This is a genomic window from Pseudonocardia sp. HH130629-09 (genome assembly GCF_001294645.1).
Classification (GTDB): Bacteria; Actinomycetota; Actinomycetes; order Mycobacteriales; family Pseudonocardiaceae; genus Pseudonocardia.
The window spans coordinates 2,568,496-2,590,227 of sequence record NZ_CP011868.1 but is presented as its reverse complement, the minus strand read 5'-3'; the positions used below and the strand labels follow the sequence as shown (position 1 = coordinate 2,590,227).

Here is a 21,732-nt window from a genome sequence, read left to right as displayed (position 1 = left end):
GCGCGGGGGTCAGGGGAGGGGGTGGAGGAACGCTGTGATCGCGGCGGTGGTCTCGTCGGGGAGCTCCAGGTGGGGTGCGTGCCCGCAGGGCAGCTCGGTCACCGTGACGGGCCCGGACGCCCGTTCCTCCACCGCGCGCACGTGCACGATGCTGCCGTAGGGGTCGTCGTCGCCCTGCAGACCCAGCACCGGCGCGGTGATCCCGGCCAGCGCGTCGCGGACGTCCCAGGAGGTGAACTCCTCGGCCAGCCACATGTCGTTCCACCCGTGGAACGTGGTGTCGGGGTCGTCGTGGTGGCGGGCCATCCGGGTGCGCAGGTCGCCCTCGGTGAACGCGGTGCGGGCCGCCCGGATGGCGGTGAGGGCGAACGGCTCGGTCAGCACGTGCGGGGCGAGCACGACCACCCCGCTCACCGGCATCGCCGCGGCCGCGAGCAGCGCGATCGTGCCGCCGTCGGAGTGTCCGACCAGGATCGGACGCTCCAGGCCGAGAGCCGCGCACAGGGCCGGGACGGTCGTCGTCGCCTCGGTCGCCATGAACGCCGTGGTCCGCGGGCGGCGGGGCAGGTCGGAGCGGCCGTGCCCGAGCCGGGAGTACGCGACCGACCGGCGCCCGGACGCCGCCGCGATCCGCTCGGGGAACCCCCGCCACAGCCCGACCGAGCCGAGCCCCTCGTGCAGGAACAGCAGGGGCGCACGGCCGTCGCCGGGGTCGCCGGTGTCGGAGTACTCGTGGCGCAGACCGTCCAGCTCGAGCAGCGGCGTCGCAGGCACATCACGATCGTAGTGCTCGCTGTTGCGCCGTCCGGAACGGTCGGGAAGGCTCGTTTGCGTGATTCCCGACCTCCGGCTGACGTCGCGTCTGCACGTCGACCTGTGCCGGATGTGGTCGTCCGCCTGTCGTTGACGCCTGCCCGCGTGTCCTGAAGCCGACCGGGACGCGGAGAGCCGACGACCCCCGAGAGGACGTGCCCCCGTGGCCGATCCGCCCGTTGTCGTACCCCGGACCATGACCGTCCGCCTGGTCACCGCCCTGCTCGCGGTACTGCTGGCCGCATCCGGCTGCGCGTCCGCCGGTACCGACGGCCCGACCGTCCGGCTCGCCCAGTTCCCGTGGAGCGCGGCGAAGCTGTCCAACGCGATCCTCGGTGAGGTCGTCGCGACCCACCCGGAACTCGGCGTCGGCCGGCTCAAGACCATCCAGGTCGGACCCGCGACCGCCTGGGCCGGTGCCCAGCGCGGCGACGTCGACGCCCTCACCGAGGTCGCGATGCCCAACCAGTCCGAGCTGGCCGCGAAGGCGCAGGACCGGATCGAGCTGGTGCACCCGACGTACCAGGGAGCCGAGCAGGGCTGGTACGTCCCCAGCTTCGCGGTCGAGCCGGGCGGGCCGATGGCCGGGCTGACCAGCGTGACCCAGCTGAACGACTACGCCGACGTCCTCGGCAACCGGCTCGTCGACTCCGACCCCAGCTTCCTCACCACCGAGTACAACGCGAAGCGCCTCGCCGGCTACCGGCTGGACCTGGAGCAGGTGACCTCCAGCGAGGCCGCGCAGATCGCCGAGCTGCGCCGCGCCTACGAGCGCCGCCAGCCGATCCTGGTCTACCTGTACCGCCCGCACTACATCTTCGAGGAGCTCGCGCTGACCAAGCTGACCGAGCCGACCCCGGCCCGGGAGGACTGCTACACCACCGGCGACGGCGCCTGCGCCATGCCGGCGTACTCGGCGTGGACCGCGGCCAGCCCGGACCTGGCGCGCACCAGCCCCGGCTTCGCGGCGATGCTGCGCCGGTTCGAGCTGCCGCTGGCCGATGTCGAGCAGATGCTCCAGCGGGTCGACGTGGACAACGAGGACGTGGAGGCGGTGGCGCGGGACTACGTGGCCGCGCACCCGGACCGCGTCCGCCAGTGGGTGGGAGCGGGAGCATGATCGAGGTACGGAACCTGACCAAGGTCTTCGGCGAGGGCCGCGCCGCCGACGAGGCCGTCCGCCTGGCCGGCGAGGGTATCGGCCGGTCGGAGATCCAGCGCCGCACCGGCGCGACGCTCGCCGTGCACGACGTGTCCTTCGACATCGCCGACGGCGAGCTGTTCGTGATCATGGGTCTGTCCGGATCGGGCAAATCGACCCTGGTCCGGCTGCTGAACCGGCTCATCGAGCCGACCTCGGGCAGCATCACCGTCGACGGCCGCGACCTCGGCTCCCTCGGCGCCGCCGACCTGCGGACCCTGCGCAACGAGCGGATCGCGATGGTGTTCCAGCACTTCGCGCTGCTGCCGCACCGCACCGTCGCGCAGAACGCCGAGTACGGGCTGCAGATCCGCGGCGTCGACGCCCGCGCCCGTCGGGAGAAGGCGGAGTGGGCGCTGGAGCAGGTCGGGCTCGGTGACCGCGCCGATGCGCTGCCCGGTCAGCTCTCGGGCGGCATGCAGCAGCGCGTCGGGCTGGCCCGGGCGCTGGCCAGCGACACCGACGTGCTCCTGATGGACGAGCCCTACTCCGCGTTGGACCCGCTGATCCGGCGCGACATGCAGCAGCTGCTCGTCCGCCTGCAACGCGACCTCAAGAAGACGATCGTGTTCATCACCCACGACCTCAACGAGGCCATGCTCCTCGGCGACCGCATCCTGCTGCTCAAGGACGGCCGCCTGGTCCAGGTCGGTACCGGACCGCAGATCCTGGAGTCCCCGGCCGACGACTACGTCGCCGAGTTCGTCTCCGACGTCGACCGCAGCCGGGTGCTCACCGCCGCCGACGTGATCCGCGAGGCCCGCATCACCGTGACCCTCGACGAGCGTCCCGCCGACGTGCTCGTCCGGCTGGGGAAGGCCGAGGCGACCGGCGCCTACGTCGTCGACCACGACCACCGCATCCTCGGCGTCGTCCGCGACGACTGGCTCGGCCACGCCGCGGGACGGGGCGCCACCGGCATCGACCGGTCCGCCCTGGTCGAGGAGTACCGCACCACCGAACCGGACCGGCCGCTCATCGACCTGCTGCACCAGGTCGGACGCAACCCGGTCCCGCTCGCGGTGGTCGACGACGGCCGCCTCACCGGCGTCGTCCCGCGCGGCGCCGTGCTCGCGGCCCTGTCGACTCACGACGAGGCCACCGCCGACGGGAGGAACGCCTGATGCCCAGGTTCGAGTTCGGGAGCTACGTCGAGGCGTTCATCCTCTGGCTGCTGCAGAACGCCGGGGTCGTGCTCGACGCCGTCGGGGTGGTGATCACCGCGGTCGTCGAGGCCGTGACCTCGATCTTCACCGCCCCGGTGTGGTGGGTCTGGCTGGTACTGCTCGTGGCGCTCGCGCTGCTCGTGCGCGGGGTCGGGTTCGCGGTGTTCACCCTGGTCGGCTTCCTCCTCGTGTCCTCGTTCGACCTGTGGACCGAGACGATGGAGACCTTCGGTCTGGTGCTCGTCGCGGCGCTGATCGCGGTGGTCATCGAGGTACCGCTGGGGATCTGGGCCGCGCGCAGCCGCGCGGCGAGCCGGACCCTGCGGCCGGTGCTCGACCTGGCGCAGACGGTCCCGGCGTTCGTCTACCTGATCCCCGTGGTGCTGCTGTTCGGCATCGGCGTGGTACCGGGCGTCATCGCGACGATCGTGTTCTCGATCGCGCCGGCGGTGCGGCTCACCGAGCTGGGCATCCGGGGCGTCGACGGCGAGGTCGTCGAGGCGGCGCACGCCTTCGGTGCCCACCCCCGCCAGATCCTGCGCGAGGTGCAGCTGCCGATGGCGCTGCCGTCGATCATGGCCGGCGTCAACCAGGTGATCATGCTGGCGTTGTCGATGGTGGTCGTCGCGGGTCTCGCCGGTGCCGACGGGCTGGGCACGACGGTGGTCAGCGCGGTCACCCAGCTCGACATCGCGACCGGCGTCGAGGGCGGGCTCGCCGTCGTCATCGTGGCGATCTTCCTCGACCGGTTCACCTCGGCACTGGCCGAACGCCCGGAGGGCAGCCTGCTGGCCAAGCTGCGTGCCCGGCGCCCGCAGAAGGCGGTCGACCCGGCCGGGCTGCGCAACCCGTCGAACCTCGCCGGTCTGGCGGGGAACAACGCGACCGTGTGACGCGGCGGGCGGCGTCCGGACCCCGGCCCGCCTCGCATGAGCACCGGTTGTGGAGCGGACCGCCCGTGCCGCCCGTGACACGGACACCGCCCTCCACGACCGGTGATCACGACCCGTCCACACCGCCGACGGGACGGGCGGGCAGGCCGCGGACCAGCACGTCGAGGACGACCGGGAAGTCCGGCACCCCGGCCCCGGGATGCTGCGCGTTCTCCACCGCGCATCGCCCGTTCTGGCGTCCCGGCACCTCGTCCGTCGGGCCACCACGCCCTGGTCGAGTCGGCCCTCACCGGCGAGGTGGTCCGCCGGGCCACCTCGTCGGACGTGGGTGTGCTCGTCCGGGAGCTGCTGACCGGGCCGCTGGGCCTGGACCTGCACCTCGGGCTGCCTGCGGAGGCCGAGCGCCGGTTCCTCGCCCCGCAGCCCATGATCGCCACACCCGAGCGGCTGCGGGAGCTCGCCGCGGGCGCGGGCGCAGCGGACGGTCGCCCGGGATCGCGTTCAACCGGCAGCAGCACCCCGAGGGCTGCGAGGTCTGGGAGCTGCCGGTCCCACCCGGTGGTCCGCTCCCGGGGACCCGCCTCGCTCGGCGGGATCGGGACCGCGCACGCCCTCGCGGCGCTCTACGCGGCCGCGACCGGCCCGGTCGACGGGCCGCCCCGCGCTGCTCCGGCCGGACACGCTCGCGGCGTTCGCCCAGATCCAGACCGCTGGCTTCGACCTGGTCCTGCGGCAGCACAAGGCCTGGGCGGTCGGGTTCCACGCCTCCTCGGAGGTCTCCCCGATGCTGGCCGCCGGGTCGTTCGGCCACAGCGGGGCCGGCGGTCAGCAGGCGCTCGCCGACCCGCGCGACGAGCTGTCCTACGCCGTCCTGCGCCGCCGCTTCCTCGTCCCGAGCCAGGCCGACTCCGACCACGCCCGGCTGCTCACGGCACTGCTCCGGTCGGTCCGGGAGTCGGGCGCCGCGGCCTGAGTCAGCCGTCGAGCCGGGCGGTCAGCAGGGCCGGGGCGACGCAACGCCACGCGTCGGTCACGATCTCGGTGATCTCGTCGCGGTCGGCGGCGTCGGGCCCGGTGCCGTCCAGCACCACCCCGAGCCAGCCGCGGTGGCCGACGTAGGCGGGCCGGAAGAACCGGGCCGGGTCCTCGGCGACCAGCTCGGACTGGACGCCCGGGGGAGCGGCGCACCAGAACGCCCGGTGCGGGTGGCCGTGGTGGTGGTCGGCATAGGACACGAACATCCTCCGCACGAACCACGACGGCGACCCGTGGCTGAGCTTCTCGGTCACCTCGGGCAGCGACAGGCAGATCTCCCGCAGCCACGGCAGCGGGTCGGCGGGGTCCGGGTTGCGCGCGGTCACGGTCGCCCCGGGGACGGCCGGTAGGTCCCCACGCTCCACGTGGTGCCCTCCGGGTCGGTGACGGCGCACTCGCGTGAACCGTAGTCCTGGTCGGTCGGCGCCATGGCGATCTGCGCCCCGTCGGCGACCGCACAGGCGTGCACCGCGTCCGGGTCGTCGCACGTCAGGTAGATCAAGGCCGGGCCGGTGTCGAAGCGGTCGCCCCCGCGTCGGCGCGGTCCGATCAGGACGAGGCCGGTGTCGTCGCCGTCGTCCCAGGCGCGCTCGGCGTGGGCGACGGTGCCGTCGTCGTCGGTGTGCACGGCGGCCTCCCGGAAGCCGAGCGCGGTGGCGAGGAACGCGATCGCGGCGCGCGGGTCGTCGTAGCGGAGGGTGGGGTGGATGCTCATGACGCCCGATCCTGGTCGGGGCCGGGCGGGAGGTCTTGAACGGATGCGAACACCTCGGCCCGGAACGCGGCGGGTGGAAGCCCGGCCAGCGCGCGGAACTCGCGCGTGAGATGGGCCTGGTCGGCGTAGCCGCAGGTGGCGGCGATCGCGGCGAGCGGGGCACCGCCACGCCCGACCAGGCCCGCGGCCCGCCCGAAGTGCAGCACGCGGCGCGCGGTGCCCGGGGTCAGACCGACCTGGTCGCGGAAGCGGGACTGCAGGTGCCGTGTGCTCCACCCGGTCCCCGCGGAGGCGTGTTCGCGGTGACCGAGCAGGCGCAGCACCCGGCCGCGCAGCGCGGCGGGCGGCTGCACCGACACGTACTCGGCGGACACGGGTCACGTTCTACTCCGGGCGGCCGGGTCGCGCACCGCCAGGACGGTCCGGGCGGGACTCAGGAGACGGCGAGGCCGGCGGCGAGCCCGAGCATCACCGCCGCGACGACACCGTCGAGCACTCGCCACGCGGTCGGCCGCGCGAACAGCCCGGCGAGCCGCGCCGCGCCGAAGCCCAGCCCGGAGAACCAGGTCAGGCTGGCCACGACCACCCCGGCGCCGAACGCCCACCGGCCGTCGTCGCCGTGCGCGGCGGCCAGCGACCCGAGGACGAGCAGGTCCAGCATCATGTGCGGATTGAGGAAGGTCAGCGCGGCCGCGCTCCCCAGGACGGGTACGAGCGGCCGGGCCGAGCCGTGCGCGTCGGCGTCGAGCGAGCCGGGACGGACGGCGCGCCGCAGCGCCACCAGTCCGTAGCCGGTCAGCCAGACGACGCCGCCCCACCGCACCACCTCGACCAGGCCCGGTACGCGGTCGACGACCAGCCCGACGCCCGCGACCGCCGCGGTCACCAGTACCAGGTCGGCCAGCACGCAGAACAGCACCACCGCCGGGACGTGCTCGCGTCGCAGCCCCTGCCGCAGCACGAACGCGTTCTGCGCCCCGATCGCCGCGATCAGCGACAGTCCCGTCCCGAATCCCGCCAGCACACTCACGTCGCCGACGCTAGGCCGACCGCGTCAGGAGGACGTCGAGAACTGAAAGAACTTCATGAACTGTAGGTTTGCTTCATGTACGACCGGGATCAGCTCGCCACCCTGAGCGCCGTGGTCGAGGAGGGTGGTTTCGACGCCGCCGCCGCGCGGCTGTCGATCACGCCGTCTGCGGTGTCCCAGCGGATCAAGGCCCTGGAACGGCAGGCGCGCCGGATCCTGGTGCGCCGCACGCGTCCGTGCGTCGCGACCGAGGAGGGGGCTGCGCTGCTGCGGCTGGCCCGCCAGATCGCGGTGCTCGAGGGGGAGGTGGAGGCCGACTTCGGCAGTGCCGACACCGCGGGCACGCACCTGCCGATCGCGGTGAACGCGGACTCGGTGACCCACTGGTTCCTGTCCGCGGTGGTGCCCCTGGCCGCCCGGCACGGGGTTCGGCTGGACCTGCACGTCGACGACGAGCAGTACACCGCGGCCCTGCTCCGCGAGGGGTCGGTGGTCGGGGCGGTCACGACGTCGTCGGCGCCGGTGCAGGGCTGCGCGGTCCGGCCGCTGGGCGCGACCCGTTACCGGCCCGTCGCGGCCCGACCGGTGTACGACCGGTGGTTCGCCGGGCGGGATCCGGCCGAGGCGTTCCCGCTCGCGCCGCGGGTCGACTTCGGGTCGAAGGACGTGTTGCAGACACGGTTCGTCCGCGGGCTCACCCACCGGCCGTGCACCGGTCCGGCCCACCGGGTGCCCGCCGCCGACGGCTACCACGAGGCGATCCGTGCCGGTCTGGGCTGGGGGATGTTCACCGACGGCCCGGCGCGGGAGGCGGCGGCCGCCGGGCGGCTCGTGCTGCTCGACGCCGATCGCCACCTCGACGTCCCGCTCTACTGGCAGCACTGGAAGCTCAGCACCACCGTGCTCGACGCGCTCACCGAGTCGGTCTGTGCGGCGGCGGCCACGATCCTGGTGCCGCCGTCTCCCTGACCGGGAGGTCGCGGATCACACCGACCGGTTGCGGATCCCGGGGCCCGGGAGGTCTCAGATCCCGGAGCGCCAGGGTCGTCCGAGCCGGATGTCGCAGGTGATGACGCCGCGGTCGACGCCGGTGAGGTCCGCGATCAGGTCGCGGACCGCGTCCTCGGCCGCCCGGGGGTCGTCGACAGTGGTCGACGCCTCGATGCCCGGCACGTAGAGGGTGAGCCTGCGGTCCGCCCGCCAGGCCACCACCTCGAAGTGATGGTCACCGGTCACCCGTCCACGGTAGCCCGGCCGTGGACCGAACGGGGCGGATCAGCCGACGGTCGGGTCCGCGGCACGGCCCGCGTCGCCACCCGGCTGGGTGTCGTCCTGCTGGGCGGGCAGCGGGTCGCCGGTGGCCTCCGGGGAGCCGGTCGGGTCCACGGGGGCCGGGGCAGGCGGCTCGGCGGGGGCGGCCGGTTCCGCGGTCGGCTCCGGGGTGGGCTCGGCGGAGGGCGTGCTGGTCGGCGTCGCCGGGGTGGTCGGCTCGTTGGGCGCCAGGGTGGCGGGTGCCTCGCCGATCGGCCTGAACGCCGGGAAATCGGTCGTGCCGGTGGCGCGCACGGTGTCGGACATGAACTCCTTCCACACCGATCCGGGCAGGTCGGAGCCGTTGATCGGGCGGCCGGAGGAGTCCTGGATCGGGTCGTTGCGGTCGGTGCCGACCCACACGGCCGTCGCGATCTGGGGGGTGAAGCCGGCGAACCAGGCGTCGTTGTTCTGGCCCTCGAAGCGCGACTGCACGGTGCCGGTCTTGCCGGCGGCCTCCTGCCCGTCGGGCAGCTGCAGCCCGTCGTTGTCGACGACGTTCATCATCGCCTCGATGACGTTGCGTGCCACCTGCTCGGGGAAACGCTGCTCGCCCTCGCCGGGCTGGTACTCGTAGAGCACGCGCCCGTCGGAGTCGACGACCTTGGACACCATGTGCGGGGGGTGCCAGACGCCGCCCGCGGCGATGGTGGCGTAGGCCGACGCCAGCTGGACCGGCGTGACCTCCTTGTTGCCCAGCGGGAGTCGCGCGTCCGGGTTGTCCAGTGGCGCGGTGATCCCGGCGAGCCGGGCGGCGTCGGCGACCTTCTGCGGTCCGACCTGCGCGGCGAGCTTGGTGAAGACGACGTTGTTGGAGATCGTCATCGCCTGCTTGAGGTCGCAGCGCGGGCAGTTGGCGCCCTCGGCGTTGCGCAGCCCAGGCCGCTCGGACCCGTCGAAGGTGGTTCCCAGGCCGATCGGTGGGTCGTTCAGGAGCCCGGCGAGCACGGCGAACGGCTTGAACGTCGACCCGGGCTGCTTCATGACCTGGGCGTAGTCGAGGCCGGTGCCGTTCGATCCGCCGTAGTAGCCGACGATCCCGCCGGTGCCCGGGTCGATCGCGACGGCGCCGGTGCGCAGCAGCTCGGGCTCGCCGCGCAGCTTCTGCTCGACCGAGTCGGTGAGCTGCTGCTGGCGCTGCGGGTCGATCGTCGTCGTGACCTGGAGGCCGCCCTGGGCGAAGGCCTGCTCGGAGATGCCCAGCGAGCCCAGTTCGGAGCGGACGGCGTTGAGGATGTGGCCGCGTGCGTCGGTCAGCGACGACGACCGGGAGGTGTTCTGAGGCGGGATCGTCTGCGGGAACACCGCGGCCTGCCGGTCGGCCGTGGAGATCCAGCCCTGGGCGTTCATGCCGTCGAGGACGAAGTTCCAGCGCTGCTTCGCCCGGTCCGGGGAGTTCGCCGGGTCCCAGTTGGACGGCGACTGGATGATCCCGGCGAGCAGCGCGCCCTCGCTGGGGGTCAGCTGGGCCGCGGGCTTGCCGAAGTAGGCGAGGCTGGCGGACTCGATGCCGTAGGCGCCGCGGCCGAAGTAGATGGCGTTGAGGTAGTCGTTGAGGATCTCGTCCTTGGACTTCTGCCCGGAGACCTTCAGCGAGACGATCAGTTCCTTGTACTTGCGCCAGTAGGTCGCGTCGTTGCCGACCAGGGTGTTCTTGACGTACTGCTGGGTGATCGTCGATCCGCCGCCGACGCCGCCGGTCAGCTGGTTGACCATCGCGCGCAGGATGCCGGTGAAGTCGAAGCCCGGGTTCGAGTAGAACGACCGGTCCTCGGCGGCGAGCACGGCCTCGCGCACGTGGATCGGGATGGCGTCCATCCCGACCTTGATCCGGTTGCCCTGCTCGGGCACCAGCCGGGCGAGCTGCCCGCCGTCGGCGTAGGAGACGGTGGCGATCTGGTTCTGCACGGCGTCGTCGGTGCTGGGGATCGGGAACAGCAGCCAGCCGATCCCGAGCAGCAGCAGCGGCAGCAGCACGATCGACGCGGCCGTCCCGACCAGCGAGTACACGATCTGTCGGCGGCGCCGGGTCCGGCGCTCCTCGGGGGTGAGGGCTGCCTTCTGGTCGGCGTCGAGGATGCCGAGGCGGCGACGCACGACACCCACTCCGGGCCCGAGGAGTGCGATGACCCGGTCGAACGGTCCGTCGGGCTCGGCGCGGCGCCGGCGGCGCGGGCCGGGTGCCGCGGCGTCGACGAGTTCGGTTCCCGGGTCGTCGCCGGGGGCGGGGACCAGCGCAGTGGATGCTCCGCCGTCGCTGCGGGGGCGGGCGGCGGGCACGAGCCCGGTGCGGGCCGCGGCGGCGGGGGCGAGCGCGGTCGCGGCGTCGTCGGGTCCGGGACGGCGGCGGCCGCCGGTGTGCGCGGTCAGGGCGTCCGTGGCGCTCCCGGCGCTCTCGCCCGGTTCGGGACGACGACGGCGTCCGGTGCGGAGGGTGCCGCTCGTGCCGTCCGGAGCCGCGGGGCCCGGGCTCGGTGCCGGAGGCGCCGCGAGGGCCCCTGTGGTCGCCGGTGTCGCTGTGGTCGCCGGCGTGGCTGCCGACGCCGGGGCGGTCCGTGCGGATCGGGTCGGGGGCACGGCGGGCCGTGGGACCGGCGGCAGCGACGGGTGCTCCACAGGGCGGGGCGCGGCGGCCCGGGGTGCGGCGGCGGGCGGTCCGGCGGCGGGGCTCCGGCGGGGCCCGGTGTCCCGGCGCCCCGGGGTGGCGGCGGGCGGGGTGGGCCGGCCTGCCGGCGGGGACGTCCCGGCCGGGCGGGACGGCGCGCGGCCTGCTGACACGCCGGACGACGCGGGGCCGGAGGTCGCGGAGCCGGAGGGCGTCGCGCCGGTGGTGCCGGGCTGCGGGCCGCGGCCGGGTTCGCGGGGCACGGTGCCGCCGCGCACACGCAGCCCGACCTTCGTCCTGCCCCCGGAGCCGTGGGCCCCGGAGCCCGTCGCGGCGCCGTGCGCGGACGACCCGTTCGCGGCAGCACCGTTCGCAGCGGATCCGTTGGTGCGAGCGCCGTGCGCAGGGGCGCCGTTCGTCGGTGTCCCGGCGCCGGCGGAGACGGCCTCGTCGGCCCGCCGGGAGCGTCGACGGCGGCCGTCCGCACCAGCATCGGGCGACCCGTCCGCGCCGGAACCTCGTGACCCGTCCGCGCCGGCGCCTCGCGGTCCGTCCGGGCCGGGGCGCGCGGTGGACCCGGTGGCCCGCACGACGTCGGTGAAGGACCGCGCCTCCGGCTCACCGGACCGCACACGCCCGCCTGCGGCGGGGGCGCCGTGCCGTGCCGGGGTACCGGAGTCGGCGCGGGCGACCTGGTCGCTGCTGTGCCGCCCGGTCGGGCGCTCCTCGGTGTCGACCGCACGACCGGGAGCGGAGGCACCGTGGGAGCCGGACACACCGTAGGAATCGGACTCGGGAGAGCGGCGCGACCGCGGCGGTGGGGGCGGGCCTGCGGGCAACCGGCTCTCCCTTCTGGTCGTCTGCCGGCGCAGCCGGACGGTGGCGTGGTCTCACCCGGTCAACGAGTTCCCTGCCTCAACGAGGGACCGGAGGGCGGCGTTGTGCCCACCTGATCGACGTCACTCGAATGTCGGCACGTCAGCGGGGTGATGGCGCGCTCCGTGACCGGATCGCCCGATCATGGTGCGGCATGTGGACCATCGTGCCCGCGGCCGAAGGGCTGCACAGGCGAGGCGATCACCGCATCGAGCAACGGCCGGTTGTGTGCGACGACGCGCGAGCGAGCCGGGCCTGGACGGCCGGACGGCTGCATCCGGCGGGACGACCGGCCGTCGTCGGTCGCCGGGCGGCGGCAACCCCGCCCCCGACCTGCGGCGACGGGTCCGGGTCAGGAGAGCAGCGGGCCCATGCGGTCGCGCAGTGCGACCGCCGCCGACAGCGGCCGCACGAGCACGGTCAGCTCGCGGATGCGGCCCTCGTCGTCGGTGCGCAGCACGTCGACCCCCTGCACCTTGCGCTCCCCGACGGTCGCGGTGAACTCGAGCACCTGGCCGTCGTCGCCGGAGTACTCGGCGACGTAGCGGAACCCGCCGAAGACGGTGAACACCGCACCGAGGATGGGGCGCAACGCCTCCCGGCCCCGGTAGGGGCGGTGCACGACGGGCGAGCGGAACTCGACGTCGTCGCGGCAGAGGGCGACGGCAGCGTCGAGGTCCCCGGCCTCGATCGCGGCCCGGAAGCGGGCGGCGACGTCGTTCACGTCCGCGATCATCCCCGGGCACCCCGGTCCGGGGCCACCCGGTGCCCGTGTTCCCCGCGGTCGAAACCGGTTCGCGCCCCCCGACTAGCATCGGAGGTCCATCCGTTCGCACCACCGCAGGAGGCACCCCCGTGTCCGCACTGTCCGCCCCGCCAGCGTCCGCCCCGATCCGGGTGCCGGCCGGGACGACGGCCGGTGCGCGCGTCCGGGAGGGCGGGCTGCCGACCAGCGGTCCCGAGGCGATCGTCGTCGTGCGCGACGCCGAGGGCGTCCTGCGCGACCTGGCCTGGGCCCCCGAGGCCGACGCCGAGGTCGTGCCGGTCCCGGCGAACACCGAGGAGGGGCGCAGCGTCATCCGGCACTCGGCGGCGCACGTGCTCGCCCAGGCCGTCCAGCAGCTGTTCCCGAAGGCCAAGCTGGGCATCGGCCCGCCGGTCACCGACGGCTTCTACTACGACTTCGACGTCGACACCCCCTTCACCCCCGAGGATCTGAAGAAGATCGAGTCGGCGATGAAGAAGATCGTCAAGTCCGGCCAGCGCTTCGAGCGCCGCCGCTACGCCTCCCGCGACGAGGCCCGCGCCGAGCTGGCCGACCAGCCGTACAAGCTGGAGCTGATCGACCTCAAGGGCGGTGCCGACTCCGACGGCGAGGTCATGGAGGTCGACTCCTCCGGCGAGCTCACCGTCTACGACAACGTGCACGCCCACACCGGCGCGACCGTCTGGTCGGACCTCTGCCGCGGCCCGCACCTGCCGACCACCAAGTACATCCCGGCGTTCTCGCTGACCCGTTCGGCCGCCGCGTACTGGCGGGGCGACCAGGCCAACGCCCAGCTCCAGCGGATCTACGGCACCGCGTGGGAGTCCCAGGAGGCGCACGACGCCTACCTGGAGCGCATCGCCGAGGCCGAGCGCCGCGACCACCGCCGCCTGGGCAGCGAGCTGGACCTGTTCAGCTTCCCCGACGAGATCGGGTCGGGCCTGCCCGTCTTCCACCCCAAGGGCGGGGTCGTCCGCAAGGAGCTGGAGGACCTCTCGCGCGAGCGGCACGCCGAGGCGGGCTACGAGTTCGTCTACACCCCGCACGCGACCAAGGGCGCGCTGTTCCAGAAGTCCGGGCACCTGGAGTGGTACGCCGAGGGCATGTACCCGCCCATGCAGCTCGACGCGGAGTACACCGCCGACGGCGAGCTCAAGCGGCCCGCGGTGGACTACTACCTCAAGCCGATGAACTGCCCGATGCACAACCTGATCTTCGCCTCGCGCGGGCGGTCCTACCGCGAGCTGCCGCTGCGGCTGTTCGAGTTCGGCACCGTCTACCGCTACGAGAAGTCCGGTGTCGTGCACGGCCTGACCCGGGCCCGCGGCTTCACCCAGGACGACGCGCACATCTACTGCACCCGCGAGCAGATGCAGGGCGAGATCCGCAGCCTGCTGCAGTTCGTGCTCGACCTGCTGCGCGACTACGGCCTCGACGACTTCTACCTGGAGCTGTCCACCCGCAACCCGGAGAAGTCCATCGGGTCCGACGAGTCGTGGGCCGAGGCCACCCGGGCGCTGCGCGACGCCGCCGAGAGCTTCGGTCTGGAGCTGCGCGACGACCCGGGCGGCGCCGCCTTCTACGCCCCGAAGATCTCGGTGCAGGCCCGTGACGCGATCGGCCGCTACTGGCAGATGTCGACCATCCAGGTCGACCTGATGCTGCCGGACCGCTTCGAGCTGGAGTACACCGCCTCCGACGGCTCCCGGCAGCGCCCGGTCATGATCCATCGCGCGTTGTTCGGGTCGATCGAGCGCTTCTTCGGCGTGCTCACCGAGCACTACGCCGGCGCCTTCCCGGCGTGGCTGGCGCCCGTCCAGGTCGTGGGGATCCCGGTCACCGAGGCCCAGGACGACTACGTCCGCGACGTCGCCGCCCGGCTGCGCGCCGCCGGCATCCGGGTCGACGTCGACTCCGGTGACGACCGCATGCAGAAGAAGATCCGCACCCACACCCTGGCGAAGGTGCCGTTCCTGCTGCTCGTCGGCGGACGCGACGTCGAGGCCGGTGCGGTCAGCTTCCGGTTCCGCGACGGCTCGCAGACCAACGCGGTGCCGGTCGAGCAGGCGGTCGCCTCCATCATCGAGTGGGTGCGCTCGCGCACGAACACCTCGCCGACCGCGGAGAGCTTCCCGGCCGGCGCCTAGGATCGGCGCATGGAGCAGGAGTGGGTCCCGCAGGAGGGGACCGGGACGCCCGACGGCTTCGCCCGGCTGTGGACCCCGCACCGGCTCGCCTACATCCAGGGTGCCGGTGACACCGGCTGCCCGTTCTGCCGGATCGCCCGGGGGGAGACCCTGGGCGACTCGGCGGACCCGGACGCGGACAACCTCGTCGTCGCCCGCGGCGACGAGGTTTTCGCGCTGCTCAACCTGCACCCGTACAACCCGGGGCACCTGATGGTGCTGCCCTACCGGCATGTCGCGGACCTGGAGGACCTCACCGACTCCGAGGCCGGTGAGCTGATGGCGTTCACCCGGCAGGCCGTCGTGACCATGAAGAAGGTCGCGGCGCCGCACGCGTTCAACGTGGGGCTGAACCTGGGCCACGTCGCAGGCGGGTCGCTGGCCGAGCACCTGCACCAGCACGTCGTCCCGCGGTGGGGCGGGGACGCGAACTTCATCGCCGTCGTCGGGCAGACCAAGGTCATCCCGCAGCTGCTCGCCGAGACCCGCGACCAGCTGGCCCAGGCGTGGGAACCGCCACGCCGCTGACTCCGGCCGCACCTGCGGCGGGCGGATCCGGTGTCGGACTAGGCTGGCAGGGTCCCCCCACCGTCGCCGTCCTGCACGGGAGCACGCAGCCGCCGATGCTGAACCTGTTCGCCCGCGCGCACGTCAACCGGCTCACCGACCCCGTCGGACGAGCCCTGATCGACCGCGGAGTAAGCCCGGACACCGTCACGGTGCTCGGCACGGTCGGGGCCGTGGTCTGCTCGCTGGCGTTCCTGCCCACCGGGTGGCTGGCGCTCGGCGCGGTGCTGGTCACCCTGTTCGTGCTCACCGACCTGATCGACGGCGCGATGGCCCGTGCGCGGGGGCACGGCACCCCGTTCGGAGCGGTGCTCGACTCCACCTGCGACCGGATCGTCGACGGCGCCCTGTTCGCCGGGCTCGCATGGTGGGCGCTGACCGGCGGGGCCGAGCCCCTCGCCGGTGCCGCCGCGCTGGTGGCGCTGGTCGGCGGCCAGATCGTGTCCTACGTCAAGGCCCGCGCCGAGTCCGTCGGGCTCACCGCCGAGGGCGGTCTCGTCGAACGCGCCGAACGGCTCATCCTCGGCCTGGTCGGGGCGTTCCTGTCCGGCGTCGGGGTGCCGTGGGCGCTGACCGTCACCCTCGTCGTGCTGGCGCTCGGGACGGCGGTGACCCTCGGCCAGCGGATCCTGGCGGTACGGCGGAGCTCCCGCGAGGCTCCCCGTGCCTGACCTGCGGGAACGCACGGCCGCCGCGCTCGGCGCCGCCGGGTACGCGGCGGGCTGGACGGTCGCGGGGCGGCTGCCCGCGGGCGTCGTGGAGCGGGTGTTCGACGCGGGCGCCGCGCTCGCGGTGCGCCGCGACGGCCCGGGGGTGCGGCGGCTGCGGCACAACCTGCGCCGGGTCCGCCCCGCCGCGACCCCCGCCGAGCTCGACGCGCTGGTCGCCGCGGGGATGCGCAGCTACGCCCGCTACTGGCGGGAGGCGTTCGCACTGCCCGGGCTCGACCCCGCCGCGGTGCACGCCGCGATGGCGCCGCACACCCACGGCGTCGCCGAAGCACTCGCGGCCGTCCGGTCCGGGCGCGGGGTCGTGTTCGCCCTTCCGCACGCCGGCAACTGGGACCTGGCCGGGCTCTATCTGCTGCGCGAGCTCGACCGGCTCGGGCTCGAACCGGCGCTGACCACCGTCGTGCAGCGGCTGCGCCCGGAGCCGTTGTTCCGCCGGTTCCTCGCCTACCGGTCCGGGCTCGGGTTCGAGGTCGTGACCGCCGACGACCCCCGCACGGCGCACCGGGCGCTGACCGGGCGGCTGCGCCGCGGCGGCGTGGTCTGCCTGGTCGCCGACCGCGACCTGTCCGGCACCGGCACCGAGGTGACCTTCCTCGGCGGGCCCGCCCGGCTGCCGTCCGGCCCGGCCCGGCTCGCCCGGCTCACCGGTGCCGCGCTGCACCCGGCCTACCCCTACTTCACCGACGACGCCTGGGGCGTGGAGGTCGGCGCGCCCCTCCCGCCCGGTCCCGACGCCGTCCAGCGCCTCGCCGACGCCTTCGGCGACATGATCGCCCGCCGCCCGTGGGACTGGCACATGCTCCAACCGGTCGGTGCGGGATGAGGATCGGGATCGTCTGCCCGTACTCCCTCGACGTCGCCGGGGGAGTGCAGCGCCACGTGCTGGACCTGGCCGCCGCGCTGCGTGGGCTCGGGCACACGGTCGAGGTCCTGGCCCCGGCGACCGGCACGGCGCCGGAGTTCGTCACCCCGGCCGGGCGGGCCGTCGGCGTCCCCTACAACGGCTCCGTCGCCCGCGTCGCGTTCGGCCCGATGACCCGACACCGCACCCGGCGCTGGCTCGCCACACACGACCTCGACGTGCTGCACGTGCACGAGCCGACGACCCCGTCGGTGTCGGCGCTGGCGCTGCTCGACGCCCGCGGGCCGGTCGTCGCGACCTTCCACACCTCCACCGAGCGGTCCCGGGCGCTCGCGGCGTTCGGACCCATGGCGCGGCCCCTGCTGGAACGGGTGACGGCGCGGATCGCGGTGTCGGCGACCGCGCGCCGGGTGCAGGTCGAGCACCTGGGCGGGGACGCCACCGAGATCCCCAACGGCGTCGACGTCGCCCGGTTCGCCCGCGGACCGGTGCTGGACCTGCCGCCCGCGGTGCGGATCGGCTACGTCGGCCGCTTCGACGAGCGCCGCAAGGGCATGACGGTGCTGCTGGACGCGCTGCGCCGGGTCGTCGCCGACCGGCCGGACGTGCGGCTGCTCGTCGTCGGCCGCGGCGACGGCGACCGGCTGCTGCGCACCGCGGGGCCCGGGCTGGCCGAGCGGATCGACCTGCTCGGTCCGGTCGGCGAGGAGACCAAGGCCGCCGCGCTGCGCTCGGTCGCGGTGTTCTGCGCACCGCACCGCGGCGGGGAGAGCTTCGGGATGGTGCTGACCGAGGCGATGGCCGCGGGCACCCCGGTGCTGGCCGCGGACCTCGAGTCCTTCCGCGCCGTCCTCGACGACGGCCGCGCCGGCGCCCTGTTCCGGCCCGGCGACGACGCCGCCCTGGCCGCCGCGCTGTCCGGCCTGCTCGACGACGACACCGCCCGGGCCCGGCTCGCCGCCGCCGGTCGGGACCGGGTGCAGCGCTACGACTGGCCGGTCGTCGCCGGGGACGTGCTGCGCGTGTACCGGGCCGCGATCGCCGCCGCACCGCGACCGCTGGTGCGCGGGGGCGCACGGTGAGCACCGCCGTCGTCGCCGGGACGGCGGTCCTCGCGGCACTGCTGGTGGCGGCTCTCACCCTGTGGTGCGTGACACGGGTCCGGCGCCTGCACCGGTTGCACGTGCGGGTCGACGCCGCCCGCGCCGGGCTGGCCGCGGCGCTGGACGCCCGGGCCCGGGTCGCGCTCGCCGTCGCCGAGGTGCTCGGTCCCGCCGCGCCGCCGGACCTGCGCCGGGCCGCCGTCGCCGCGCGTGCGCTGCCCGCCCCGGCGCCGGACGGCCGCGACCCGGCCGGGAGCCGCGCCGCCCGCGAGGCCGCGGAGAACGCCCTGACCAGGCAGCTCGCCGCCGTCCGGCGGGGGCCGGGGGAGCCCGCGCCCTGCGGCGACCTCGCCGAGGCGGAGGCGCTGGTCGTGCTGGCCCGCCGGGTGCACAACGACGCCGTCCGCGACACCCGTGCGTTGCGGTCCCGGCGGCTGGTCCGGATGCTGCGGTTGTACGGGACCGCACCGGAGCCGGTGTACTTCGAGATCGCCGATCCGGAACCGCCGCGTTCACCTGCGCGACCTCACGTAGAATCGCGACGCAGTCCGACCGTCATGTGAGGAGCTCCGATCACCCGTGTCCGCAGCTGAGAACACCCCCGACACCGCCGGTCCGCAGCACGGCACCGCGCGGGTGAAGCGCGGGATGGCCGAGATGCTGAAGGGCGGCGTGATCATGGACGTCGTCACCCCGGATCAGGCCAAGATCGCCGAGGACGCCGGGGCCGTCGCCGTCATGGCCCTCGAGCGCGTCCCGGCCGACATCCGTGCCAACGGCGGCGTGGCCCGCATGTCGGACCCGGACATGATCACCGGCATCGTCGAGGCCGTGTCCATCCCGGTCATGGCGAAGGCCCGCATCGGCCACTTCGTCGAGGCCCAGGTCCTGCAGTCCCTGGGCGTGGACTACATCGACGAGTCCGAGGTGCTGACCCCGGCCGACGAGGCGCACCACATCGACAAATGGAGCTTCACCGCCCCGTTCGTCTGCGGCGCCACCAACCTCGGTGAGGCACTGCGCCGCATCTCCGAGGGCGCGGCGATGATCCGCTCGAAGGGTGAGGCCGGCACCGGCAACGTCGTCGAGGCCACCCGGCACATGCGCTCGATCCGCGCCGAGATCGGCCGGCTCGCCTCGCTCGACGCCGCCGAGCTCTACATCGCGGCCAAGGAGCTGCGCGCCCCGGTCGAGCTGGTCGCCGAGGTGGCCCGCACCGGAAAGCTGCCGGTCGTGCTGTTCACCGCCGGTGGCATCGCGACCCCGGCCGACGCCGCGATGATGATGCAGCTCGGCGCCGAGGGTGTGTTCGTCGGTTCCGGCATTTTCAAGTCCGGGGACCCGGCGCAGCGCGCGTCGGCGATCGTGAAGGCCACGACCTTCCACGACGACCCCGACATGATCGCGAAGGTCTCCCGCGGTCTCGGTGAGGCGATGGTGGGCATCAACATCGCCGACATCCCCGACGAGCAGCGTTACGCCGCTCGCGGCTGGTAAGCGCCCCCCGCTCGGCCCCGAGAGCCCCGTCCGGCACGCCGCCGGACGGGGCTCTCGTCGTTCCGGTGACCACGGTCCGGTGACCCGATCGGTCCCCCGGACGCGTGGGTCGTCCGTTCCGGACACGTTCCGCGGTCGCTCGGTGGAGGGGTTGCCTACTCGATGTGGTGACAGAGGGAATCGTGGTGACACTGTGGCATCTAGCGTGCGATGTGGATCAGGAGACCACTGTTACGGAGGAGCCTGATGGGACGCTCTGTGAGGGTCGTGGCGATCGCCGCCGCGATGTTGATCAGTTTTCCGGCCGCGGCGTTCGCGGACACCGGAGACGGTCGAGCGGGTGCGACGACGACCGCGGACTGCCCCACGACGGGCGCCACCCCGGGCGGGGGAGCCGGTTCGGGTGGTCCGGCCACCGGCGGTGACGGAGGTGCCGGGTCGGGGAAGCCCGGCGCCTCCGCCGCCCCCGGGACGGCCGGGCCCGGGGGAGACGGTGCATCCGGGAGCGGCTCCGGTGGCGACGGGGGATCGTCGGGGTCGGGTGGCTCGGGGAGCGATGCGGGGTCCGGCTCGGGTGGTGACCGTGGCTCGGGCTCGGGCTCGGGCTCGGGCTCCGGCTCGGGTTCGGTCTCCGGCGGAGACCAGGGGTCGGGCGCGGACCACGGTTCCGGCGGCGGCTCCGGCGGCGGCCAGGGTTCCGGCAGCGACAAGGGCGCCGGAGACCAGAAGGGCGCCGGAGACGACGAGGGCTCCGACCCGACCTCGGGCCACGACACGACCTCGGGCGCCGGCCAGGGCGGTTCGGCCGGCGACCAGGGCGATCAGAGTGACCAGGCCGGATCCGGCGGCGACCAGGGCGGAGAGCAGGGCTCACCCTCGGACACGACCTCGGCGACCGTGAACCCGGGCGCGGCGCCCGGCGCCCCGACCACCCCGACCGACACCTCGGCCCCCGGCGCGACCCCGGCCCCCGCGGACTGCACCGCAGGCGCGGCCCCGGCGGTCCCGTCCTATCCGGGTGCGGCGACCAGCGCTGCCGTCGAGCACGGCTGGGGCGAGCCCACCAAGGTCGACGACTTCGACGGCGACGCCCTCACGGGCTGGAGCCCCTACGACGGCCCCGGCCACGCCGGCAAGGGGACCCGTTCCCCGTCGGCGATCTCGGTGAAGGACGGTCTGCTCACCATCGACGGCGACGCCGACGGCACCACCGGCGGCATGGCCTGGTCCGACAGCAGCCAGAAGTACGGCCGCTGGGAGGGCCGGGTGCGGGCGCCCGCGTCGGACCCGTCGTACAACGCGTTGCTGCTGCTCTGGCCGACCGCTGAGAACTTCCCGGTCGGCGGCGAGATCGACTTCATGGAGATGACCGACCACACCCGGCAGAAGACCAACCTGTTCCAGCACTACGGCGAGGACAACTCCCAGGTCCAGGGTTCGGTCGACATCGACGCGACCCAGTGGCACAACTGGGCGGTCGAGTGGACGCCGGAGGGCGTGACCGCCTTCGTCGACGGCAAGCAGTGGTGGCACACCGACGACACCTCGGTCCTGCCTCCCGGGCCGATGCACCTGACGATCCAGCTCGACTGGTTCCCCGAGGGCGTCGGCGACGTGAAGCCCTCGGAGATGCAGGTCGACTGGGTCCGCCAGTACGCCCTGCCCGAGTCCGAGAAGGGCGGGGACGACTCCGGCGACGCGGGCGGCAACGACGAGGGGCTCCTCGACGGACTGCTGCACCGCATCACCGAGGGCGGCCCGGACCGCGAGCCCGGCTCGGCGACCCGCGGCGCCAGCAGCGCCTGATCAGCGGTACTCCATCACCAGCACCGCGGTGGCACCCGGCGTGAGCGCCCGGTAGCTGTGCGGCCGGTCGGCGGGGAAGGTGACGTGGTCCCCCGGGTCGAGCTCGACCTGCTCGTCGTCCGGTCCGACGCTCCACCGGCCCGTGGACACCACCATGTGCTCGACGGTGCCGGGGGAGTGGGCGTGCGCTGTCCGCGCCGGCCCGGGCTCACAGGTGATGAGGTGCAGGTCGCGGCGTGCGCCCGGCGGGCACGGCGAGAGCAGCGCGCCGGTGTACGCGGCCTCCTCGGACCGGATCGCGGGGCGGTCGGCGAAGCGCACCACCCGCACCGGCGACGACGGCGGCTCCACCAGGGCGCTGAACGGCACCCCCGCGACCACGGCGATCGCCCACAGCGTCTCGACGCTCGGGTTCCCGGTGCCCGCCTCCAGCTGAGACAGCGTCGACTTCGCGATCCCCGCGCGCCGGGCCAACTCGGCCGAGGAGATCCCGAGGCGTTCGCGCTCCCGGCGGATGGCCGCCGCGATCGTCGCGAGCGGCGGCTCAGGTGTTCGGTTCATCATTCTCC

Annotated in this window: 22 protein-coding genes; 13 read left to right on the top strand and 9 right to left on the bottom strand. The window is 74.2% G+C overall.

Translation table 11 applies throughout. The features are described from left to right. Positions 1 to 9: 9 nt before the first annotated feature. Entirely contained in the window at positions 10 to 774 is a 765-nt protein-coding gene (locus XF36_RS11920) for an alpha/beta fold hydrolase (protein WP_060712031.1), read from the bottom strand. 235 nt (positions 775 to 1,009) lie between these two features. On the opposite strand from XF36_RS11920, the gene XF36_RS11915 reads away from it, so the two are divergent. The 4 genes from XF36_RS11915 to XF36_RS11900 all read left to right on the top strand — a co-directional run bounded on the left by XF36_RS11915 (position 1,010) and on the right by XF36_RS11900 (position 5,046). Further along, entirely contained in the window at positions 1,010 to 1,933 is a 924-nt protein-coding gene (locus XF36_RS11915; RefSeq protein WP_060712030.1) for a glycine betaine ABC transporter substrate-binding protein, read from the top strand. Further along, positions 1,930 to 3,138, top strand: coding sequence for a quaternary amine ABC transporter ATP-binding protein (locus XF36_RS11910; protein ID WP_060712029.1), 1,209 nt, complete (start codon positions 1,930 to 1,932; stop codon positions 3,136 to 3,138). Before XF36_RS11915 ends, XF36_RS11910 begins: the two co-directional genes overlap by 4 nt. Continuing rightward, entirely contained in the window at positions 3,138 to 4,073 is a 936-nt protein-coding gene (locus tag XF36_RS11905; protein WP_060712028.1) for an ABC transporter permease, read from the top strand. The genes XF36_RS11910 and XF36_RS11905 overlap by 1 nt, the downstream gene beginning before the upstream one ends. Before the next feature lie 784 nt (positions 4,074 to 4,857). Then, positions 4,858 to 5,046 carry a hypothetical protein gene (locus XF36_RS11900; RefSeq protein WP_060712027.1) on the top strand — a complete coding sequence of 63 codons (189 nt, stop codon included), beginning with the start codon at positions 4,858 to 4,860 and terminating at the stop codon, positions 5,044 to 5,046. 1 nt (position 5,047) lies between these two features. On the opposite strand, the gene XF36_RS11895 is transcribed toward XF36_RS11900, so the two are convergent. The 4 genes from XF36_RS11895 to XF36_RS11880 are packed head-to-tail and all read right to left on the bottom strand — an operon-like array spanning position 5,048 to position 6,853. Then, complete coding sequence (locus XF36_RS11895) at positions 5,048 to 5,434, bottom strand: MmcQ/YjbR family DNA-binding protein (RefSeq protein WP_060714628.1); 387 nt, start codon at positions 5,432 to 5,434, stop codon at positions 5,048 to 5,050. Further along, positions 5,431 to 5,823 (bottom strand): VOC family protein, encoded by a 393-nt coding sequence (locus XF36_RS11890; RefSeq protein ID WP_060712026.1) that lies wholly within the window; start codon positions 5,821 to 5,823, stop codon positions 5,431 to 5,433. The genes XF36_RS11895 and XF36_RS11890 overlap by 4 nt, the downstream gene beginning before the upstream one ends. Then, positions 5,820 to 6,197 (bottom strand): helix-turn-helix domain-containing protein, encoded by a 378-nt coding sequence (locus XF36_RS11885; RefSeq protein WP_060712025.1) that lies wholly within the window; start codon positions 6,195 to 6,197, stop codon positions 5,820 to 5,822. The genes XF36_RS11890 and XF36_RS11885 overlap by 4 nt, the downstream gene beginning before the upstream one ends. 59 nt (positions 6,198 to 6,256) lie before the next feature. Next, a complete protein-coding gene (locus XF36_RS11880) occupies positions 6,257 to 6,853 on the bottom strand; it encodes a LysE/ArgO family amino acid transporter (protein WP_060712024.1) in 597 nt (198 codons plus the stop codon). A gap of 75 nt (positions 6,854 to 6,928) precedes the next feature. Here XF36_RS11880 and XF36_RS11875 point away from each other — a divergent pair, with 75 nt between their 5' ends. After that, complete coding sequence (locus XF36_RS11875; RefSeq protein WP_060712023.1) at positions 6,929 to 7,822, top strand: LysR family transcriptional regulator ArgP; 894 nt, start codon at positions 6,929 to 6,931, stop codon at positions 7,820 to 7,822. 54 nt (positions 7,823 to 7,876) lie between these two features. Here the strand turns inward: XF36_RS11875 and XF36_RS11870 are convergent, their stop codons facing one another. From XF36_RS11870 to XF36_RS11860, 3 genes are all read right to left on the bottom strand, one after another. Further along, positions 7,877 to 8,089: a hypothetical protein gene (locus tag XF36_RS11870; RefSeq protein ID WP_020626576.1), complete on the bottom strand. Its 213-nt coding sequence runs from the start codon at positions 8,087 to 8,089 to the stop codon at positions 7,877 to 7,879. 39 nt (positions 8,090 to 8,128) lie between these two features. Then, positions 8,129 to 10,741 carry a transglycosylase domain-containing protein gene (locus tag XF36_RS30325; protein ID WP_238589228.1) on the bottom strand — a complete coding sequence of 871 codons (2,613 nt, stop codon included), beginning with the start codon at positions 10,739 to 10,741 and terminating at the stop codon, positions 8,129 to 8,131. A gap of 1,256 nt (positions 10,742 to 11,997) precedes the next feature. Next, the gene (locus XF36_RS11860; protein WP_060712021.1) at positions 11,998 to 12,381 is read right to left on the bottom strand and encodes a nuclear transport factor 2 family protein; all 384 of its coding nucleotides are present in this window, start codon (positions 12,379 to 12,381) and stop codon (positions 11,998 to 12,000) included. Between the two features lie 119 nt (positions 12,382 to 12,500). Between XF36_RS11860 and thrS the strand changes: the two genes are divergently transcribed. From thrS to XF36_RS31540, 8 genes are all read left to right on the top strand, one after another. After that, a complete protein-coding gene (thrS, locus tag XF36_RS11855; RefSeq protein ID WP_060712020.1) occupies positions 12,501 to 14,558 on the top strand; it encodes a threonine--tRNA ligase in 2,058 nt (685 codons plus the stop codon). A 9-nt stretch (positions 14,559 to 14,567) separates the two neighbouring features. After that, positions 14,568 to 15,125, top strand: a complete 558-nt coding sequence (locus XF36_RS11850; protein ID WP_020626618.1) for an HIT family protein — start codon at positions 14,568 to 14,570, stop codon at positions 15,123 to 15,125. Positions 15,126 to 15,220: 95 nt separating this feature from the next. After that, positions 15,221 to 15,835, top strand: a complete 615-nt coding sequence (pgsA, locus tag XF36_RS11845; protein ID WP_020626619.1) for a phosphatidylinositol phosphate synthase — start codon at positions 15,221 to 15,223, stop codon at positions 15,833 to 15,835. Continuing rightward, on the top strand, positions 15,828 to 16,718 hold the full coding sequence (locus XF36_RS11840) for a phosphatidylinositol mannoside acyltransferase (protein WP_238589227.1): 891 nt from the start codon (positions 15,828 to 15,830) through the stop codon (positions 16,716 to 16,718). Before pgsA ends, XF36_RS11840 begins: the two co-directional genes overlap by 8 nt. Continuing rightward, a complete protein-coding gene (locus XF36_RS11835) occupies positions 16,715 to 17,839 on the top strand; it encodes a glycosyltransferase family 4 protein (protein ID WP_060712019.1) in 1,125 nt (374 codons plus the stop codon). The genes XF36_RS11840 and XF36_RS11835 overlap by 4 nt, the downstream gene beginning before the upstream one ends. Beyond that, positions 17,836 to 18,423: a hypothetical protein gene (locus XF36_RS11830; protein ID WP_060712018.1), complete on the top strand. Its 588-nt coding sequence runs from the start codon at positions 17,836 to 17,838 to the stop codon at positions 18,421 to 18,423. Before XF36_RS11835 ends, XF36_RS11830 begins: the two co-directional genes overlap by 4 nt. Positions 18,424 to 18,508: 85 nt before the next feature. Continuing rightward, complete coding sequence (gene pdxS / locus XF36_RS11825) at positions 18,509 to 19,357, top strand: pyridoxal 5'-phosphate synthase lyase subunit PdxS (RefSeq protein ID WP_238589321.1); 849 nt, start codon at positions 18,509 to 18,511, stop codon at positions 19,355 to 19,357. Between the two features lie 897 nt (positions 19,358 to 20,254). Beyond that, positions 20,255 to 21,163: a glycoside hydrolase family 16 protein gene (locus tag XF36_RS31540; RefSeq protein WP_145981338.1), complete on the top strand. Its 909-nt coding sequence runs from the start codon at positions 20,255 to 20,257 to the stop codon at positions 21,161 to 21,163. Here XF36_RS31540 and XF36_RS11815 read toward each other — a convergent pair whose 3' ends face one another. After that, on the bottom strand, positions 21,164 to 21,724 hold the full coding sequence (locus XF36_RS11815) for a helix-turn-helix domain-containing protein (RefSeq protein WP_060714626.1): 561 nt from the start codon (positions 21,722 to 21,724) through the stop codon (positions 21,164 to 21,166). Positions 21,725 to 21,732: the final 8 nt, after the last annotated feature.

Excerpts from the sequence above, each read along its gene's own strand:
- XF36_RS11890 (WP_060712026.1), bottom strand. The coding sequence starts at position 5,823 with ATGAGCATCCACCCCACCCTCCGCTACGACGACCCGCGCGCCGCGATC.
- XF36_RS11815 (WP_060714626.1), bottom strand. The coding sequence starts at position 21,724 with ATGAACCGAACACCTGAGCCGCCGCTCGCGACGATCGCGGCGGCCATC.
- XF36_RS11910 (WP_060712029.1), top strand. The coding sequence starts at position 1,930 with ATGATCGAGGTACGGAACCTGACCAAGGTCTTCGGCGAGGGCCGCGCC.
- XF36_RS11875 (WP_060712023.1), top strand. The coding sequence starts at position 6,929 with ATGTACGACCGGGATCAGCTCGCCACCCTGAGCGCCGTGGTCGAGGAG.
- XF36_RS11900 (WP_060712027.1), top strand. The coding sequence starts at position 4,858 with ATGCTGGCCGCCGGGTCGTTCGGCCACAGCGGGGCCGGCGGTCAGCAG.
- XF36_RS11860 (WP_060712021.1), bottom strand. The coding sequence starts at position 12,381 with ATGATCGCGGACGTGAACGACGTCGCCGCCCGCTTCCGGGCCGCGATC.
- pgsA (WP_020626619.1), top strand. The coding sequence starts at position 15,221 with ATGCTGAACCTGTTCGCCCGCGCGCACGTCAACCGGCTCACCGACCCC.
- XF36_RS11905 (WP_060712028.1), top strand. The coding sequence starts at position 3,138 with ATGCCCAGGTTCGAGTTCGGGAGCTACGTCGAGGCGTTCATCCTCTGG.
- XF36_RS11915 (WP_060712030.1), top strand. The coding sequence starts at position 1,010 with ATGACCGTCCGCCTGGTCACCGCCCTGCTCGCGGTACTGCTGGCCGCA.
- XF36_RS11850 (WP_020626618.1), top strand. The coding sequence starts at position 14,568 with ATGGAGCAGGAGTGGGTCCCGCAGGAGGGGACCGGGACGCCCGACGGC.
- pdxS (WP_238589321.1), top strand. The coding sequence starts at position 18,509 with ATGGCCGAGATGCTGAAGGGCGGCGTGATCATGGACGTCGTCACCCCG.
- XF36_RS11835 (WP_060712019.1), top strand. The coding sequence starts at position 16,715 with ATGAGGATCGGGATCGTCTGCCCGTACTCCCTCGACGTCGCCGGGGGA.